Origin of the sequence: Blastomonas natatoria (genome assembly GCF_003201955.1) — a bacterium.
Classification (GTDB): domain Bacteria; phylum Pseudomonadota; class Alphaproteobacteria; order Sphingomonadales; family Sphingomonadaceae; genus Blastomonas; species Blastomonas natatoria.
Genome location: NZ_QJJM01000002.1, coordinates 1 through 16,894, shown reverse-complemented (window position 1 = coordinate 16,894; position 16,894 = coordinate 1). Strand labels below are relative to the sequence as shown.

At 61.3% G+C, this 16,894-nt stretch carries 17 protein-coding genes, 1 tRNA gene and 2 pseudogenes; 10 read left to right on the top strand and 10 right to left on the bottom strand.

Features of this window, described 5'->3' with window-relative positions:
• Nucleotides 1-99 precede the first annotated feature (99 nt).
• Genes C7451_RS02730 through C7451_RS02710 form a run of 5 tightly spaced genes read left to right on the top strand, consistent with a single transcriptional unit; the run spans nt 100 to nt 4,597 of the window.
• Nucleotides 100-1,002: an SMP-30/gluconolactonase/LRE family protein gene (locus C7451_RS02730; protein WP_110297694.1), complete on the top strand. Its 903-nt coding sequence runs from the start codon at nt 100-102 to the stop codon at nt 1,000-1,002.
• Nucleotides 992-2,179, top strand: a complete 1,188-nt coding sequence (locus C7451_RS02725) for an acyl-CoA dehydrogenase family protein (RefSeq protein WP_110297462.1) — start codon at nt 992-994, stop codon at nt 2,177-2,179. Before C7451_RS02730 ends, C7451_RS02725 begins: the two co-directional genes overlap by 11 nt.
• Before the next feature lie 4 nt (nt 2,180-2,183).
• On the top strand, nt 2,184-3,293 hold the full coding sequence (locus tag C7451_RS02720; protein WP_110297461.1) for an acyl-CoA dehydrogenase family protein: 1,110 nt from the start codon (nt 2,184-2,186) through the stop codon (nt 3,291-3,293).
• Nucleotides 3,290-3,817 carry a nuclear transport factor 2 family protein gene (locus tag C7451_RS02715; RefSeq protein WP_110297460.1) on the top strand — a complete coding sequence of 176 codons (528 nt, stop codon included), beginning with the start codon at nt 3,290-3,292 and terminating at the stop codon, nt 3,815-3,817. The genes C7451_RS02720 and C7451_RS02715 overlap by 4 nt, the downstream gene beginning before the upstream one ends.
• A complete protein-coding gene (locus C7451_RS02710; RefSeq protein WP_110297459.1) occupies nt 3,818-4,597 on the top strand; it encodes an acyl-CoA thioesterase in 780 nt (259 codons plus the stop codon). It abuts the gene before it with no gap.
• Here C7451_RS02710 and C7451_RS02705 read toward each other — a convergent pair.
• Both C7451_RS02705 and C7451_RS02700 read right to left on the bottom strand, forming a co-directional pair.
• Nucleotides 4,594-5,685 carry an NADH:flavin oxidoreductase gene (locus C7451_RS02705; protein WP_110297458.1) on the bottom strand — a complete coding sequence of 364 codons (1,092 nt, stop codon included), beginning with the start codon at nt 5,683-5,685 and terminating at the stop codon, nt 4,594-4,596. The two genes, C7451_RS02710 and C7451_RS02705, sit on opposite strands and share 4 nt — an antisense overlap.
• Before the next feature lie 231 nt (nt 5,686-5,916).
• Nucleotides 5,917-6,591, bottom strand: a complete 675-nt coding sequence (locus C7451_RS02700; RefSeq protein WP_110297457.1) for a nitroreductase — start codon at nt 6,589-6,591, stop codon at nt 5,917-5,919.
• 196 nt (nt 6,592-6,787) lie between these two features.
• Between C7451_RS02700 and C7451_RS02695 the strand changes: the two genes are divergently transcribed.
• Nucleotides 6,788-7,714 carry a lipid kinase gene (locus C7451_RS02695; protein ID WP_110297456.1) on the top strand — a complete coding sequence of 309 codons (927 nt, stop codon included), beginning with the start codon at nt 6,788-6,790 and terminating at the stop codon, nt 7,712-7,714.
• 260 nt (nt 7,715-7,974) lie between these two features.
• Here the strand turns inward: C7451_RS02695 and C7451_RS19905 are convergent.
• A tRNA-Lys gene (locus C7451_RS19905) sits at nt 7,975-8,056 on the bottom strand.
• A 94-nt stretch (nt 8,057-8,150) separates the two neighbouring features.
• On the opposite strand from C7451_RS19905, the gene C7451_RS02690 reads away from it, so the two are divergent.
• Nucleotides 8,151-9,422 (top strand): tyrosine-type recombinase/integrase, encoded by a 1,272-nt coding sequence (locus tag C7451_RS02690; RefSeq protein WP_066284903.1) that lies wholly within the window; start codon nt 8,151-8,153, stop codon nt 9,420-9,422.
• Nucleotides 9,423-9,511: 89 nt separating this feature from the next.
• Here C7451_RS02690 and C7451_RS02685 read toward each other — a convergent pair whose 3' ends face one another.
• The gene (locus tag C7451_RS02685) at nt 9,512-10,174 is read right to left on the bottom strand and encodes a lytic transglycosylase domain-containing protein (RefSeq protein WP_066284904.1); all 663 of its coding nucleotides are present in this window, start codon (nt 10,172-10,174) and stop codon (nt 9,512-9,514) included.
• A gap of 124 nt (nt 10,175-10,298) precedes the next feature.
• Between C7451_RS02685 and C7451_RS20480 the strand changes: the two genes are divergently transcribed.
• The gene (locus C7451_RS20480) at nt 10,299-12,002 is read left to right on the top strand and encodes a DUF7146 domain-containing protein (protein ID WP_425266450.1); all 1,704 of its coding nucleotides are present in this window, start codon (nt 10,299-10,301) and stop codon (nt 12,000-12,002) included.
• A 296-nt stretch (nt 12,003-12,298) separates the two neighbouring features.
• Nucleotides 12,299-12,724: pseudogene (locus tag C7451_RS02675) on the top strand (MobF family relaxase); the annotation flags it as partial.
• A gap of 334 nt (nt 12,725-13,058) precedes the next feature.
• Here the strand turns inward: C7451_RS02675 and C7451_RS02665 are convergent.
• The 6 genes from C7451_RS02665 to C7451_RS02635 all read right to left on the bottom strand — a co-directional run bounded on the left by C7451_RS02665 (nt 13,059) and on the right by C7451_RS02635 (nt 16,450).
• Nucleotides 13,059-13,256 (bottom strand): DUF6961 family protein, encoded by a 198-nt coding sequence (locus C7451_RS02665; protein ID WP_110297454.1) that lies wholly within the window; start codon nt 13,254-13,256, stop codon nt 13,059-13,061.
• On the bottom strand, nt 13,256-13,654 hold the full coding sequence (locus tag C7451_RS02660) for a DUF5818 domain-containing protein (protein ID WP_244181531.1): 399 nt from the start codon (nt 13,652-13,654) through the stop codon (nt 13,256-13,258). The genes C7451_RS02665 and C7451_RS02660 overlap by 1 nt, the downstream gene beginning before the upstream one ends.
• Complete coding sequence (locus tag C7451_RS20170; protein ID WP_110297452.1) at nt 13,555-13,980, bottom strand: thermonuclease family protein; 426 nt, start codon at nt 13,978-13,980, stop codon at nt 13,555-13,557. Before C7451_RS20170 ends, C7451_RS02660 begins: the two co-directional genes overlap by 100 nt.
• Before the next feature lie 12 nt (nt 13,981-13,992).
• Nucleotides 13,993-14,634: a S24 family peptidase gene (locus tag C7451_RS02650; protein ID WP_110297451.1), complete on the bottom strand. Its 642-nt coding sequence runs from the start codon at nt 14,632-14,634 to the stop codon at nt 13,993-13,995.
• A gap of 588 nt (nt 14,635-15,222) precedes the next feature.
• The gene (locus C7451_RS02640; protein ID WP_110297449.1) at nt 15,223-15,777 is read right to left on the bottom strand and encodes a hypothetical protein; all 555 of its coding nucleotides are present in this window, start codon (nt 15,775-15,777) and stop codon (nt 15,223-15,225) included.
• Between the two features lies 1 nt (nt 15,778).
• Nucleotides 15,779-16,450: a DEAD/DEAH box helicase gene (locus tag C7451_RS02635; protein WP_167398406.1), complete on the bottom strand. Its 672-nt coding sequence runs from the start codon at nt 16,448-16,450 to the stop codon at nt 15,779-15,781.
• Nucleotides 16,451-16,531: 81 nt separating this feature from the next.
• Here C7451_RS02635 and C7451_RS02630 point away from each other — a divergent pair.
• A pseudogene (locus C7451_RS02630) lies at nt 16,532-16,894 on the top strand (transposase); the annotation flags it as partial.

Here is a 16,894-nt window from a genome sequence, read left to right as displayed (position 1 = left end):
GTCTGGGCCTGCGCGCCGGATCACGTGCGCAGCCCGGATCTCGCGCCATAATTGCTGACTGAGACGATCGGCATGGGCCGGCAGTGGAGAGGCGCAGACGTGGATATCGATATCGGCTTTCTGGGCGACTTCCGGTGCCGGCTTGGCGAAAGTCCGATCTGGGACCCTGAGCTTGCGCGGCTGTGGTGGGTCGATGCTGTGGACCAGGCCATACATAGTGCGGACGAAGCCGGAAATGGTCCGGTCACCTGGCGCTATGACAGCATGTTCGGAAGCATCGGCCTGTGCGATGGCGGCCTGATCGCGGGCCTGGCGGATCGGTTTGCGCTGATCGACACTCAGACCGGTGCGGCTGAAACGGTACTGACGGTGCCATCGCAGGGCGGGGCGGTGCGGCTCAACGATGGCAAGGTGGACCGGGAGGGCCGCAGCTATGTGTGCGGCCATACCCGGATGCAGGAAACCGCAACGGGCACGCTGTTCCAGCTTACCGCCGATGCAGCGTTGCGCGAGGTCGCGCAGGGGATGCGCATATCCAATGCCATCTGCTTTTCCCCCGATGGCAGCCGCCTGTATTGCGCCGACAGCCTGGACGGCTTCATCCGCTGCCATGATTATGATCCGGCAACCGCCACGATCGGGGCGCAGACGGGCCGCATCGACCTCGCCGGCATCGGTCAGGCCCCCGATGGGGCGACGGTGGATGCCGACGGCAATTTGTGGATCGCACTGGTGCTGGATCAGGCGCTTGCCTGCGTGTCGCCCGATGGCACGCTGCTTCGCCGGATCGACATGCCCATGCCCTTTCCCTCGTGCCCGGCTTTCGGCGGCGAAGGGATGGAGACGCTTTACGTTACCTCGATCGGCAATTCCGGCCACAATCTGGTGACCGACCATCCCGATGGCGGGCGGATCGCCGTGGTCCGCGGCCTCGGCGTCCGGGGAATTGCCGAAAGCCGCCTCACCTTCCAACCTGCAACAGGCGCTGCCCATGGAATTTGAACTCGATCCTGCCGACCTGGCCTTTCGCGAGGAGGTGCGCGCCTTCTTTGCGACCGGCATCCCCGATGAGTGGCGCACGCGCGTGCGCGCCGGCCTGCGGCTGAATCCGGAAGAGCTGGTCGCCTATCAGAAGCGCCTTGCCGCGCGCGGCTGGGGGGCGCCGACCTGGCCGGTCGAATATGGCGGTACCGGATGGAGCCCGATCCGCCAGTATATCTTTTGGACCGAAGCGGCCGAGGCGGATGCGCCGGCACAGTTCCACCAGGGGCTGGAACTGATCGGGCCGATCATCTTTACCTATGGCAGTCAGGAGCTAAAGGACCGCTATCTGCCCGGCATCGTCAACGCCGACGACTGGTGGTGCCAGGGCTATTCGGAACCCAATGCCGGGTCCGATCTGGCCTCGCTGCGCACCCGTGCAGTCCGTGACGGCGACGATTATGTGCTGAACGGGCAAAAGGCCTGGACCAGCTATGGCCATGTCGCCAGCCATTGTTTCGTGCTGGCGCGCACGTCGGACGAACCCAAGAGACAGCAGGGCATCTCGCTGCTGCTGGTCGACATGAAGACTCCGGGCATCACCATCCGCCCAGTCGCGACGATGGACGAAAAGCACCACACCAACGAGATGTTCCTCGACGATGTGCGCGTGCCCGCCGCCAATCTGGTCGGCGAGGAAGGACGCGGCTGGGAATATGGCAAGGTGCTGCTCGACCGAGAGCGGATGGTCACCGCATCGGTCGCGATCTTCCTGATCCAGACGGTCAAGGCCATCCGCGAGGCGGCATCCAGACGCACCATCGGCGGTGTGCGGCTGATCGACATGCCGGGTTTCAAGGCGAAGCTGGCGCAATATGAGATCGAGGTCACCGCGCTGCAGACCATGGTGCTGCGCGTGATGGCCGATGCTGCGGCAGGGACCGACTCCGGCCCGCTGGGTTCGATGATCAAGCTGCGCTGGTCGCAGCTAAGCCAGGCAGGCACTGCGCTTTGGGTCGGCGCGCTGGGGCCGCGCGCCGCGCATTTCGCGCCGCTGGACAATAGCCATGATCTGCCCGCCGACATGCCTTATGCGATGCAGGGCGCACTCTATGCCCGTGTCACCTCCATCTATGGCGGGTCGAGCGAGATCCAGCACAACATCATCGCCCAGCGCGCGCTGGGCCTGAAGGGATAGCGCGATGCGTTTTACCTATTCGGATGAACAGGCGATGCTGCTCGACAGCATTCTGCGCTTCGGCCAGGAGCACTTTCCGCCGACCGAACGCCACCGGCTGATCCGGCAGGGGCGGAGCGGCGAGACGGATGCCTGGGCCAGGATGGCAGATCTCGGCTGGCTGCTGCTGCCGATCGCCGAGGAATGTGGCGGGCTGGGCGGCGGCATCATCGAACTGATGGCGCTGGGCGAAGGCTTCGGACGCAACCTGGTGCCTGGCCCCTATATGGCCAGTTGCGTGCTCGCCCCGGCGCTGCTGGCGCGCGGCGGCGCGGTGCAGGACGACCTGATCGAGCAGATCGGCGCCGGCGAAGCTATCGTCGCGGCTGCTCTGCTGGAAGATGATGGCGGCTATGATCTGCACCATGTCGCCACCCGTGCGACCGGATCGGATGAAGGATGGACGCTGGATGGCGCCAAGGCGCATGTCGAGGATGGCGGCGATGCCGAATGGTTCATCGTGCCTGCGCGTACGGCCGGCGGCGTCCGGGATCGCGACGGGCTGTCGCTGTTCCTCGTCTCCGCCAGCGCCCCGGGCCTCAGGGTCGAGCGGTTTCGAGCTGTCGACGGCCACCGCCACGCCCGTCTGGAGCTGGAGGGCGTTGCGGGCCAGCTCATCGGGAGCCAGGGCGATGCGCTGGCCGATATCGAGGCCGCTGTGGCGCGCGCAAGTTGCGGCTATCTCGCCGAAGCGGTGGGATCAATGGAGGCAGTGAGTGCGATCACGCTCGATTATCTGCGGACCCGCGAACAGTTCGGCAAGCCGATCGGCAGCTTCCAGGTGCTACAGCACCGCATGGTCGACATGACCGTGGCATGCGAAGAGGCCCGGGCGATGCTGTGCCATATTGCGCTGTCGATCCCCAAGGGCGATGCCGCCTTCCAGCGCGCGGTGTCGGCCGCCAAGGTGCGGATCAGCGAATGCGGCATCTATGTCGGCCAGCAGGCGGTACAGCTGCACGGCGGGGTCGGGTTCAGCGACGAGCTGATCGTCAGCCATCACCTCAAGCGTCAGATGATGCTTGCCATCGCGCACGGTTCCATCGATCACCATCGCATGAGGTTTGCAGCATGACCGCCGCCCCCGACCCGCAGGTCGCCGAGCTGATTGCGCGCGAGCGCATCCGTGATTGCCTGATGCGCTATTGCCGCGGCATCGATCGCGCGGACGAAGCAATGCTGCGCTCTGCCTATTGGCCGGACGGAACCGACAATCACGGACCCTATAATGGCAGCGCGGAGGGCTTTGTCGACTGGGCGATGAAGATGCTGCCGCACATCGAGCGCGGCATTCACCAGATCCACAATGTACTGATCGAATTCCGCGAGGGCGGCGCGGCGGTCGAGAGCTATTTCTCCGCCTTCCAGCGCCAGCCGGGTGCCGATGGCAAGCTGACCCAATGGGACATGAAGGGCCGCTATCTCGACTGGTTTGTCGAGCGCAACGGCGAATGGCGCGTGCTCAACCGGCTGGTGGTGTTCGACTGGGTGGAAGAGATGCCGCTGCCCCCTGGCACCGAGGCCGAGCGCTTTGGCGCGCGCAAGCCCGTGGGCGGACGCTGGCCCGACGATCCTGTCTACTCCTTTGCGCGAGCATAGATGACGGCTGCCTTTCCCGATCTTCTGAGCCGGGGCGATGGCCGCTTTGCCATCGACATTGCACCGGCGCTGGCAGTAGGCCCACCGGGCCACGCCTATCTGTTCGGTGGCGCGTGCCTGGCACTCGCGCTGGAGGCCGCGGCCGAGACCGTTCAGCGCCCCGTGGTTCAGGGGGCGCTGCAGTTCGTCAGCTTCACCCCGCTGGGGGCAAGGCTCGAACTGACGGTCGACATCCTGCAGGCCGGTCGGACCCTGGTACAGGCGCAGGTCAGCGGGCGGGTGGACAACCGTCTGGTTCTGTCGGCGGGCGTGACACTGGGGGAGAGGTCAGGCTTTGCCGAGCAGCAATGGCTCGATGCCCCGCTTGTCCCTGCGCCCGATCAATGCCTGCCCAGCGCCCGCTTGCCGCGCCAGGATGACAACGCGCATTTTCTGGACACCATGGAGGTCCGCGAACTTCCCGAGGATTGCCTTCCTGCGGGACGCGCACGCTTCTGGCTGCGCCGCAAGGCCACGGGGCCGATCGATATGGCGAGCCTTGCCCTGTTTGCCGATTTCATTCCTGTGGCGCTGGGCCGGATGAGCGGGCGGCCCGGCGGAGGCAACAGCATCGACAACAGCCTGCGCATGGTGCGCAGCGCAGCACCGGGCTGGTGCCTCGCCGATATCACCATCGCGGCGGCGGCGTCGGGCTTTGCCCAGGGGCGGGTCGAGCTCTGGAGCGAGCAGGGCGTTCTGCTCGCGACCGGCGGGCAGACGCTGTTGTTTAATCCCGGCTAATCCAGCCGCGTCAGCGCTTCGCGCGTAAACGGCGTGATCCGGTCAAAGTGCCCGTCGCGCATCCTGTTGCCCCATTGTGCATCGCCGATCAGTGCGCGGCCGACGGCGACGAGATCGATTTCCCCGCTTGCCAGCATGTCGTCCAGCAGATCAAGCCGCGCGCTGTCCGGAATGGGATCATCGCCGACCCGGGTGATCAGAAAGTCCTCGTCCAGTCCGACAGAGCCGACCGTGATCACGGGCTTGCCCGAAAGCTTGCGCGTCCAGCCGGCCAGATTCATCCGGCTGCCCTCGAATTCGGGCTCCCAGAAGCGGCGGGTGGAACAATGGAAGATGTCGGTTCCGGCGTCGGCCATCGCCGCCACAAAGGGCTCGAGCGCTGCAGGCGCATCGAACAGACGGGCGGCATAGTCCTGCTGCTTCCACTGCGAGAACCGCAGGCAGATGGGAAATTGCGGGCTGGTGCGGCGGCGGCACTCGCGAATGACCTCCTGCGCAAAGCGCCAGGGTTCGCGCCCCCAGACATCCTTGCGCTGGTTCGTCGGGACCCAGAAGAACTGGTCGATCAGATAACCGTGCGCCGCGTGAAGCTCTATCCCGTCAAAGCCCAGCCGCAGTGCGTCAGCCGCAGCATCCCCATAGGCTGCGATGATGGCAGCAATGCGCGCATCGTCGAGTGTCTCTCCATTGGGCTTGCCGGGTGCGAACAGGCCGGATGGAGAAACTGCAGGCACATGCGGGGTACCGGTCTGGTCGGGCTTGCGCGCACTGCCGACATGCCAGAGTTGCGGAAACATTCTGCCCCCAGCAGCGTGGACGCGGTGCAGCACTTCTGCCCAGCCAGATAGCGCTGCGCCATGGAATTCGGGAACGCCGGCTTCGGCCAGGGCTGCAGGATCGGCAATGCCCGTGCCTTCGGAGATGATCAGCGCCACGCCGCCTTCTGCGCGGCGCCGGTAATAGTCCGCAACCTCCGTCCCCGGCATGCCGCCAGGACTCATCCGCCGCGTCATCGGCGCCATCACCAGGCGCGATTCGAGCTTCAGTCGGCCGATGGTTAGGGGCGAGAACAGGCTGGACAAGGGCATTGCGGTTACTCGGAAAGCGGACCGGCAGTCTGCATCAGGCGCAGCCTTGCTGCAGCCGAACATCGATGGATTGCACGATTATCTCATCTTCGATTTGGGCAATCCGCACTTGCCGCGCGTTCAGCAACCAAACAGCTGTGCTAGCCTCCAGCAAGGATGCTGGTGGCCATCGCTTTCTGCTCACCCTTCAGCCCGGTCGCGCACGATCCCTGAGGCAAATGATGCTGATGATCATTCGAATCCGACGAACACCGCTGCCTCATCCACCGACTTGCGGGTCGAGACCACCGCGTTCGCTGGAAAGGTCTCGTCTGGCCATCCCAGGGCAATGCTCTTCATGATTACCTGATCGTCTGCGATCCCGGCGTGTTCGCGCACAACTGGCGATTGCATGATGCCCTGGCTGTTGATCACCGCGCCCAGCCCGCGTGACCATGCGGCGTTGACCAGAGCCGTCGCGACAGCACCGCAATCGAATGGCGTGTCGTCGCTGCCATCGAGATCGCGGTCATAGGTGATGATGACGCAAACCGGTGCATCGAACTGACGGAAGCCGCGCAGGACCCAATCCTGCCGGGCATCCGCATCGTTACGGGCGATGCCCATCGCCGAGAACAGCTGCTTGGCGACTCCGATCTGCCGCTCGCGATGGGGTCCCGCAAAGGGCTTTCCGGTGCGAAATTCGCGCGACTGCGGCACGCCTGCGATCATCCGCTCGGTATTGCCGCGCCGGATCCGATCGAGAGGCTCGCCGGTGATGACATAGAAGTTCCAGGGCTGGGTATTCATCGACGACGGGGCTCGCATCGCGATCTGCAGGATTTCCTCGATCAGCGCGCGCGGCACCGGATCGGGCTTGTAACCGCGAATGCTCCGACGACCCAGAATGACCTCGTCAAACTCCATCAGCTTCTCCTCTGAACGAACACTGCGTTGATGAACGATCCGGGACTGCGTGGAAAGTCCGCTTTGCGACGTTCGAAAAAGCGCGCCGAATGCTCTGGACCTGGATTTCTGACGCTGCTGCAAAGATTATGCAGGGCTTTGCCCGCGAACCGGCTATGACTGACGGCGCTCTTTTCCTGCTGCGATAGGTCTGTTCGTGCCATCCGATACCGGCAAGCGTGTCCTGCTGCTTCACAATGCACAATCGCGGCAGGGCGCGGCTGCACTGGAGCCGGTGCGCGCACGCCTTGAAGCTGGCGGGCTGTCCGTCATCGTCGAACCCTTTGCCAACCTGCCCGAAATCGCGCGCGACATTTCCCGGCTACATCAATCGGCGGATCTCGTTGCTGTCTGTGGCGGCGATGGATCGATCTCGTCGGCGGCCCCGGCGATCATGGAAAGCGGGCTGCCGCTGGGGATCATTCCGGCTGGAACCGCCAACGACCTTGCGCGGACCCTGTCGATCCCGCTCGATTTCGCTGCCGCTGCCGATGTGATCGTCGCCGGGCACGCGCGGCAGATCGATGTCGGCATGGTGAATGGCCATGCCTTCTTCAATGTGGCCAGCATCGGGCTCAGCAGCGATCTGGCGCAGAAGCTCGATCCCGCGATCAAGAAACGGTTCGGCCGACTGGGGTATGCCGTCGCCGCACTGCGCATTCTGGCAGGAGCGCGAAGGTTTCGCGCCAGGATTGTCGAGAAAGGTAGCGGAACGAGGGTAAAGACCTATCAGATCGCGATCGGCAACGGACGTCTCTACGGCGGTGGCAATGTCGTGGAAGAGACGGCTGCCATCGATGACGGGTCGCTGGATCTCTACAGTCTGGAGATGCGCAACCTGTGGAAGCTCGCCTTGATGGTACGGGCATTCCGGACGGGTACGCATGGCGCCTGGAAAGAGGTCCGGACTGCCCGCTGCGTGGAATTCGATATCGAGACGCGGCGTCCCATGCCGATCAATACCGACGGCGAGATCGTCACCGCCACTCCTGCGCATTTCAAGGTCATGCCGAAGGCGATCACCGTCCTTGTTCCTGCCGCCGTACCCCGCCAGCCTGCTGCCATCCGCCTGTTTCATCGCTGACTCCGCTAAAGGGGCAGGAAAACAGGGGCATCGACAGTCGCAGGGCGACCGGCCAGCGGTGCGCTGCCCAGATCGGCCGCGTGCCACGCAAGGTCAGGGTAATGCCTTGCCGTCTCGGCAATGGACAAGGAAGACCCGCACGAGTTGCGAGTTCCCGTCTTTGCCAATCAGCCAGGATGTTGCCCCGACCGCTGCCAGGGGATGCCTCTCGCCATTCCTGGGCAGAGGAGAGGTACAGCTATTTGGTTTGTCGGAAAAAATGGTGGACGCACTAGGGCTCGAACCTAGGACCCGCTGATTAAGAGCCATGATCAGAGGGTCCTAGCGCGTCCGCATGTGTCCAAGAATGTCGGAAATCTGCGATTTATAGTCCGCATTGTTCTTGAAATGTTCGCCAGTATCCACTACAAAAAGCTACCTAAGGTAGCAGGTACATATGGCGAACAAAGTAGGTTTGACGGACGCCAAGATCGCAGGGCTCAAGGCGCCGGCGGCTGGTCAGATTGAGCTGGCCGATGGTATCGTCCCCGGCCTGAGGCTCCGCATGGGTGCCAGTGGTATCAAGACATACATTCTGCGCAAGCGGGTTCAGGGCAAGTGGTTGAATGTGACCATCGGACGCCATGGTCCGAGTTTTACCCTCGCCCATGCGCGTAAGAAGGCGCGCGATCTGCTTGTCGATGTCGAGCAGGGCAAGAGCATTGCCAGGAAGCCGGGTGCTAAGAGGAAGGGGTCAAAGGGCGTCGGTACGGTCGCCGAGCTCTACGAGACGTATCTGTCCCAGCAGATCGAGGGCAAAAAGCGCAGCGCGAGGGAGTTCGATCGGGTCTTCCGAAAGTACATTGAGCCCGAGCTGGGAGACCGCCTCGCGGACTCCATTACCCGAGGTGACGTGAGCCGCTTTGTTGAGAAGATCGCATTCGAGCGGGGCAAGGAAACCCTGACGATGGCGCGGATCGTCTATCGCCATCTTTCGACCTTCTACACGTGGGCACTCACCAGACTCGAGCATATGCCTGCTAATCCCTGCCGGGACGCGTGGCGTCCGAAGCGGAATGAACCTCGTGATCGCGTACTCAGCGACCGAGAACTCGCGGCGCTATGGCAATCTGCGGTCGAGGATGGCTATCCGTTCGGTCACCTTGTGCAGATGCTTGTCCTTACGGCTCAACGCCGGGGAGAAGTGCTCGATGCAGCTTGTGACGAGTTCGATTTCAAGGCGAAGGTCTGGACCGTCCCAGGCGACCGAGCGAAAAATGGCAAAGCGAATGTGGTGCCGCTGTCCGCGCAGGCTCTTGCAGTCGTCACAGAGGTATTCATGGCCGCAGGGATCGACCCTGACGACGCTCACAAGCAATCCCAGATTCTGTTGGCATCGAAGGTCACCAGCACGAACAGCGTTAGCGGCCTCTCGAAAGCATGGAAGCGGATCAGAGCAAGCGTGGACGAGAAGCTCGGCTACGAAGCCGGTCACTTCACAATGCATGACATTCGGCGGACGGTGGCAACTGGCCTCCAGCGTCTCGGCATACCTCTGGTGGTTTCTGAAGCGGTCCTCAATCACCAGTCAGGATCAGCTATGGCCGGTGTGGCGGGGGTCTATCACCGACACCAGTATACCAACGAGAAGCGCGAGGCGTTGGCGTTGTGGGGTAAGGAGGTAATGCAGATTGTAGCCAAGTACCCAGCCGAGGCCAAAAGCGGCTAAACTCCCGTGCAGTCGCTTGCTTGCAAAATGGTCCAGCCCGGCAACAATCCGTCGATTGCCTCTGTTTCGGCTAACTTGCGGATAGACCGCTAAAAGCGCCAATGGCGAAGGACGTCGCGGACATATCCGGGCGTCTCGCCATTCCGCGGTATACCGCCCGCGCGTTCGACTGCACCTGGACCGGCATTGTAGGCCGCGACAGCGAGGTGAACCACGCCGAACCTGTCGAGCATCTGCCTCAGATACCGCGCCGCGCCGAAGATATTGGCCATGGGGTCAAAGCGATTGAAGACGCCGAGTTCCTTTGCCGTTGCTGGCATCAGCTGGCCAAGGCCCGCAGCTCCTGCCGGGCTGACAGCAAGGGGGTTATAGCGGGATTCCGTCCAGACGAGCGCGTCGAGCAGGCCGGTAGGCAATGAATACTTCGCTTCCGCCGCATAGACGTGGGGCAGGTAGCTCGCCCGCCGAAACCCGGATGGGGCAGTTTTGGCCTTGGGCTCGTATCTGTACGGCAGGTTGACCCGTCCATGTTCTGCAACGCTCGAACTTGGTGCTGGGGCGGCTTGCGCCGATTGCCAGAGCCCATGCTCGACCAACTGGAACCCGTTCGATGCCTCTGCAATCCGGATGCCATCGGAGCGGCTGTCACTTTCTTCGGGCATGTGGGGAGCCGGCAGGTCTTGCGCGCTGGCAGGAGTGGCAAACGCGATGGCGATGCCAATGCTGCCGATCATCAGGGTTTTCAGTGGCATTTCTCGATCCTTCTATAGCCGAATCGAGAGAGAACATATAAAGAACATAGGGCGTAGGAAAATGTTTTGGCGCTGGTGCAGAGCGGAGGCTGCACGGGGAGGGCACCTCAACCGGAGAAGGTCGATGCCCCAGCTAAAGAACAGTCATCAACTCGAACGCCGCGCCCGCACGATTGTCGAACGCCTCAACGGAACATGGCGCCAGGGCAAGGGCATGTGCTGCTGTCCCGCCCACGACGACCGCACACCGTCGCTCAGCGTGACCTTGGGGCGAAAGGCCATCCTGTTCCATTGCTTCGCCGGATGTTCGAATGAGGACGTCATTGCAGCATTGGATCGCCAGGGCGTTCGCAGCCGCGAGCTCTTTGACGGTTCTGGCGCCTTTACCGCCGATCGGCACAATCATGGTGACTTCAGCCCCAATGCGCGACGCTTGTGGCAATCGGCTTCGGCGATCTCCGACAGTCCCGTCGAACGATATCTCTCACAGCGCGGTCTCCAGCGCGCATCTGACCAGTTCCGTTACCTGGAACGTACGCCGCTCGGACCACGCGGGGCAGTTCAATTTATCCCTGCGATGTTGGCGGCAGTCACGACTGACATGGGCATTATCGCAGTACACAGGACATTTCTCGACGTGGCGAGAGGCAAGCTGGCCGGTTTCGAGCGGCCCAAGCGTGCGCTTGGCACCCTTGGCTGTGGTGCCGTCAGACTTGCGCCGGCAGTGCAGGGGCGTCTGGGTCTTGCCGAAGGTATCGAGAGCGCCCTGTCAGCAATGCAGCTCTTCGGGATCCCGTGCTGGGCGACGCTTGGAAACGAGCGGTTCGGTCTGGTTTCGATCCCGGAGAGCGTGCGCGAGCTCTACCTGTTCATCGACAATGATGCCGGAGGCGCTCTCGCCGAGGAGCGAGCGCTGAAGGCCTATGCTGCGCCTAATCGTGTCAGTCCCGCAGAGCGCGCGACTGGCATCTTCGCTGCTGTCGGTGCGATCCATCGCGATACTAATCGACCGGACCCGCCAAATTGCGTGGCCCATTATTGGGAGGGTTACGATCATGAGCTTGCCCACATCGAAGGGCGACCTGCCACCCTGATCGGCTATCTCAGGCGCGGTGTCCGGGACGCGGCCGGAACAGGAGATGTTCGTCCCATAACCGAGAAGGCCGCCGACGCCGTGTTGCGGCTGGCGACGATGCTCAACCCGTCCGTTCGACATCCGAAGCTGGCCAACCGCTTCCGCCAGCTGGGTCGGCTTCTCGAACACGATGCTGCGACACTCCGACGGTTTCATCTTTTGTGCTTGAAGGTTGCGGCCGGAGAACTGCCTACGAACGCCCGGGTGTGGCAGAGTTGGAAGAAGCCGATCACAGATATTGCCACCGCTTTGCTGGCGGGCGCCGCAGCGGGAAGTGCGGATGAATTTATGGCGTGGGACGACGAGCTGGGAGCGGTCGGTGCTCTGGCTACGCCGGGCAACATCTTCTCCTACCCGAGCGTGGAGCCTGCGGTCCGGATCAAGGTCGGCTCGATCCATTCTGTCAAAGGTGAGACTCATCTCGCCACGCTCGTCTTTGATACCCACTACAAAGGGTCGCACCTCACTCGGATAAAGGACTGGCTTACGGGCGCGAGATCAGGACTGACCGCCAACAAGCCCGAGCTACGCAAGAGCCTGAAGCAGCATTATGTTGCGGTGACTCGCCCTTCCCATTTGGTTTGCCTGGCCATGCGGAGCGATGCCTTCACGGATGCCGAACTCGTGCTGCTGCGCGCGCGTAACTGGAACATTGGCGACATCGCCAACCATCAGATCGTCTGGCGGCCCTGAAATTGCGTCGCGGACTTTTGCCTGTCCGCACCCTCACTCCTGCGGTGCGGAATGGCCGAGCTCGATCGCCTTTTTTCGCTGGGCTGAAGTCAGCGCTTTCCAGATGCGATGGACGTTGCGCCGGGGCATTGCCCCAAGATCTGCGACATAGCTCGCCTTATCTAGCCGCACCTTGAAGAACGTCGGGTCGTGATCGACGCCGGTTCTCCAGCCCGTGTTCTACGGCGAGCGACAGGCTGAACCTGCCGAAGCCGACGGCGGGATCCAAGTCGTTCCGGCGGACGATGGCTCGGACAGTCGACAGCGCCGGGGTCGTTGTGAAGACATCTCTCGGTGCAGAGCACAGGCTGGAGCAGGGCGACCCGATGCTCCGCCGTCTCGATCTCGCCTATGCGCTCAATGCCCATATGGCTCAGGGGCTCACCTCCGATCGCGGCATCGCGGTCATGGACAGCCGTGAGCGCAATCTGGCCAACCAGCAGACGTTCCTGGTGACGATTACGCGGCTGCGCGATGGCCTCACCCTGTATGTCGATAATGCCGGCAAACTCGAAGCGGCGGTCGAGCGCAACGCCGGCATGAAGCGCTCGGCGCTAGAGACGGTTGATCTGCTCCGCGATGCAGCCGCCAAAGGGCAGGCCAAAGACCGTGCGCCTGCGCCTGAACGCAAGCCTCCAGAGCTCGATCGCTCGATCGCCAAGCCCTTCGAGATCGGCATATAGTGTCGCCCCTTCCACACCTCTCCGCACGCCGCCGGTTGACAATAAGTTCTTTATTTGTTCTCATGGGCATATGCGCCGAATCTCTGACGACCTTCTTCTGACCCACCTCGAAGTCGCCCTGGCCGTTGCGCCAGAGCACACCCTCGTTCGCCTCAATGCCGATGATCCGCGTGTGCAGCGCGGTGCCCGTGTCGATCTTGCCCGCCATCTGGTGGAGCGCATGCATGGTTTCAGGATCGAAGGCGATGCGTGTGGCCCATCCAGCGCGCAGGCATGCCTGTTTCCAGGCGATCTATCGCCGATCGGATGAACGAGGCAGTAGCGCCGAATTCGGCTACTGCAGCCGGGCGCCATCACGGTTGGAGGTCAGCTGGACAATCCGCTCGGCGATGGCCTGCCACGCACGAATTCCTGCCTGGTCGTCCGCGAGAGCGAGAGCGCCAATCTGCTCGGCGACGTGCAACGGTGCCTTGTCGCCATGGGTTTGCAGAACATGGTTGGCACAGGCCCAGAGTTCCCAATCGCTGAGCATCAAGAAAGCTGGCCGGCAAGCCCGGCCAGGGTCGCCAGAAGTCCGTAAATCACGAAACCACCAACGAACAGGCGTTCGATTGGAAGCTGTATTCGGCGAGGTTGGGCTGTCCCTGCCGGCCAGACTTGCTTGCAGATCAAGCCGTTGAAACCTGCACGGTGGCCAGTGATCTCGACCTCGCGGCCGACAAGGCGTCGAGCCGATCTCGGCGCATCCAGTTCCCAGTGGCCGCCGCCTGCCTGGAGCACGAGGCCAAGCGGCCCTTCAACCAGCTCACCACGAAGGTGTAGGTCGGGGCTTACCGACATGCTGGCCCTTTCCAGTACCGGTCCCATCGCAGCACCGTTCGCGTACGGATCATCGCGCAGGAGAGATCTGCGCCGGATGGCAGGCGGCACCAGGCAGCCGTGCGGCTTCCGCCTGCGGAACCTCCCGAGCGGCACGACAGCCGCAGACCTCGAACCACAATGTGACCGGTCGGGATTGCCCCGCGCGCGCCGCCCATCAGCTGGACGAGCGCATCGCGTGCCTCAATCGCCGTGGCATCGGGGCAGGGCTGATTGGTGCGGCAGCTGCCATCCATTTCTCGGGCAGCGATGCCAGCGATGCGAATGCGGGGCCCTTCCGCACACCAGACCGGGCCATCTCCATCCCAGACATGGGTTGGTGTGCAGGTGAAGGTCTGACTGGAGGCTACGATCGAGGCGGCAAGGAGGGCTAGCATAAGATGACCTCCTTAAAGCGCCCGTCCGAACCAGAGAACCCGCCCGACGATGTTGAGCGTCCGTTTTTCGAGGCCGCGCCAGCTCGGATAGGCCGGGTTGTCGCTCAGAACTGAAGCGCGCTTGCCCTGCGGTTCGAGGGCAATCCGCTTGACGCTCAGCATGTCATCCATCCGCAGGACATAGATCCCGTCTCTCAGACGGGCCTGGCTATCGGCAAGATCGACCATGACCTCGTCGCCATCGTGGAGGGTGGGCTCCATCGAGTCGCCATGCACGGCGATGATCGACAGGCTCGAAGCCTTGCTGGCGGTAAGCCGGCGGAGCCACTTCTCATCGAAGCCGAATTGCGCCGATTTGGATTCCATTTCGGCCAGAGCGCCGTGGCCAGCCGATGCCTCGACATTGAGAACGGGCACATGGACCAGTTCAACGACTGGACCTGAGCGACGGGCAGGGGCACCAAGCACCTTCTCGTCCACCCCGAAAAAGCGGGCGAGCACCGAGCGATCCTGCTCGTCCAGGTGTCTCGGGCTGCCGCGGCGAATGTACTGCTGGATATAGGCTGCGTTGCGCCCGAGCAGTCGCGAAACCGAGGAATAATTGCAGCCTCGTTGCTGGATCAGTTCGTCCAGGGCTCTGCGTGCGTCGTCCATGACTGCCAATCCTATCGCGGGTTCCTAGGAAAATTGATCCTAGACTCTAGGAAGCCTTCCTAGTAAGAACATAACAGGAACGCAAGTGCGAAGCGAGTCTGGACTATGGAGCTTCTGGAGCAGATCGAGGAATATCTGGCGCGAACCCAGACGTCGCCAAGCACCTTCGGCAGGTTGGCAGTTGGAGACCCACGGCTGGTCGCCGATCTGAAGTCCGGCAGGCGGCCGCGTCGACGGACCGAAGAGCGCTTGCGCGGTTATATGAATGAAGTCGGAGCAATTGCTGAAATTTGCCGAACTGGCCATAGCGTTCGCAACCCAATGGGATCGCGTGAGGTTAGTAGGATGAACGGGTGATTGAAGACTGTCCGTTGTCAGAACATTCGGCACAACTCGTGGCGTAAATTAGCGGATTGTGGGTCTCGTCGTCTCGCCGAAGCTGGGGATTTTTCATCCCTAAGAAGGGCCATCTAATTGATTGGCAATAAGATAGTGGTGGTGGGAGAGAGCCTGCATACAAACTCTCTATTATCAGGCATGCTTGCCGCAAAGTGTGTCGGAAAAAATCTGCAGGAACGGCATTCATACTCAAAGGACTTTTACCTTAACATTGATATTGGCAAGTGCGCTTCTAAGTAGATCGGCATCAGCTGCAGTTTGCGGGGCGCCTCCACTCATTAATACAAGGCAAGACTCGACAATTTTCCCGTGTTCAAGCAAGGCCTTGGCGTTAGCCGCACGATATTCCAGCAACTTTCGAAGTGCCGTTTCCCATTTCAAAAGGCGGCCGTGGCTAGCGACAAAGATTGTACCATCCTCGCTTCTGAACAGCCTCACGCCATTTGAAGTCGCAACTTGCGAGCATTCAGAACCAAAGATTTCTTTGATGAATGGAGTCCAGTCATCGGGTGCTTTCGTTCTCTCCTTTGTATACCTGTTGAGAACGGCATCCTTAATATAGGTACGAACCCTTTCTTTCCCGTAGTACTCGGCTATTCTTGCACCGATAGTCGGATCAGACACTAAAGAGTCCATTATTTCGCCAGAACGCTTCCGCTTCGTGGACATATATTCTTTTTCGTCAAGAACATTAAAAATCCGCTCTCTAATCTCGAGCATGACTTTCCTTGGCATGTCCACCATATCAAATCCCTGGGAAAACAAGTTTTGACGAATCGTTAGCGTCGAGATCTGCCACATCAGCGATCCACTCTTTGGCTAACGTTTCGGCCTTTTGATCGCTAAAAGTTACGAACCCATCTTTGATGTAGATTGCCTCTGGAGCGGGGTCCGAGCGCTTCGCTTCTTCGTTCATGCTCACAACTTCTGATATTCTGCGAAGGTCTGAAACAAAGTCCAAGACAATGGTTTTGGGCTTGTCAGGAGCAAGGCGCAGGCCTCGACCGAGCTGTTGAACGAAAATACGCCGGGAGTGCGTCGCGCGCATGAAGGCAATGATATTTACGTCTGGGACATCGATACCTTCGTTCAAAAGATCCACGGCAGTTAGAGCTTGAATTCGTCCAGATGAGAATTCCATGAGGGCTGCCTGGCGGTCGAGACGCTTCACGCCAGAAATGTTCTTCGCAGGGATACCGGAAGCACTCAGAATATCTGCAAATTTTTCCGCATGAGAAATAGAAGGAGAAAATACAATTATTCTTGGTTTTCCCACTTCCCCTGCCGCAGAAATAATTTCTGCTAAGGCAGCCTCATCACGCTGTGGCAAAAAAAGCCGTCTATTTAGATCTCGTATAGTCAGGTTCTGCTTAGACAATAGGGGAATTTTTTCCCAGTCGATATTGTCGCAAAACATTCGATAATCGACCTCGGTTGACGTGACCCCCTGATTTTCCTCCACGAACGATTAGAGTCTGGCCTGAAGGAATGACAGACGATGAAGCGTGCAAGGTTTTCAGAAGAGCAGATCATTGGGGTGCTGAAGGAGGCAGAAGCGGGCGCGAAGACCGCTGATCTCGCCCGGCGGCACGGTGTGTCAGAAGCGACGATCTATAACTGGAAGGCCAAGTATGGAGGCCTAGAGGTATCCGAGGCCCGGCGCCTGCGAGAGCTCGAGAGCGAGAACGCCAGGCTCAAGCGGCTTCTGGCCGATGCGATGCTGGACCAGGCTGCGTTGAAGGATCTTCTGGCAAAAAAGTTTTGACGCCCGCCGCGAAGCGGGAAGCTGTCGCTCATCTCCAAGCGTGCCACGGGATGAGCGAACGGCGGGCGTGCCGTGTCATCGATGCCGATCGCAAGA

Coding starts and splice junctions, on each gene's coding strand:
- C7451_RS02710 (WP_110297459.1), top strand. CDS start 3,818: ATGACGGCTGCCTTTCCCGATCTTCTGAGCCGGGGCGATGGCCGCTTT.
- C7451_RS02635 (WP_167398406.1), bottom strand. CDS start 16,450: ATGTTTTGCGACAATATCGACTGGGAAAAAATTCCCCTATTGTCTAAG.
- C7451_RS02640 (WP_110297449.1), bottom strand. CDS start 15,777: ATGGTGGACATGCCAAGGAAAGTCATGCTCGAGATTAGAGAGCGGATT.
- C7451_RS20170 (WP_110297452.1), bottom strand. CDS start 13,980: ATGCTAGCCCTCCTTGCCGCCTCGATCGTAGCCTCCAGTCAGACCTTC.
- C7451_RS02705 (WP_110297458.1), bottom strand. CDS start 5,685: ATGCCCTTGTCCAGCCTGTTCTCGCCCCTAACCATCGGCCGACTGAAG.
- C7451_RS02650 (WP_110297451.1), bottom strand. CDS start 14,634: ATGGACGACGCACGCAGAGCCCTGGACGAACTGATCCAGCAACGAGGC.
- C7451_RS02725 (WP_110297462.1), top strand. CDS start 992: ATGGAATTTGAACTCGATCCTGCCGACCTGGCCTTTCGCGAGGAGGTG.
- C7451_RS02715 (WP_110297460.1), top strand. CDS start 3,290: ATGACCGCCGCCCCCGACCCGCAGGTCGCCGAGCTGATTGCGCGCGAG.
- C7451_RS02720 (WP_110297461.1), top strand. CDS start 2,184: ATGCGTTTTACCTATTCGGATGAACAGGCGATGCTGCTCGACAGCATT.
- C7451_RS02700 (WP_110297457.1), bottom strand. CDS start 6,591: ATGGAGTTTGACGAGGTCATTCTGGGTCGTCGGAGCATTCGCGGTTAC.
- C7451_RS20480 (WP_425266450.1), top strand. CDS start 10,299: ATGCCCCAGCTAAAGAACAGTCATCAACTCGAACGCCGCGCCCGCACG.
- C7451_RS02685 (WP_066284904.1), bottom strand. CDS start 10,174: ATGCCACTGAAAACCCTGATGATCGGCAGCATTGGCATCGCCATCGCG.
- C7451_RS02665 (WP_110297454.1), bottom strand. CDS start 13,256: ATGCTCAGCGATTGGGAACTCTGGGCCTGTGCCAACCATGTTCTGCAA.
- C7451_RS02690 (WP_066284903.1), top strand. CDS start 8,151: ATGGCGAACAAAGTAGGTTTGACGGACGCCAAGATCGCAGGGCTCAAG.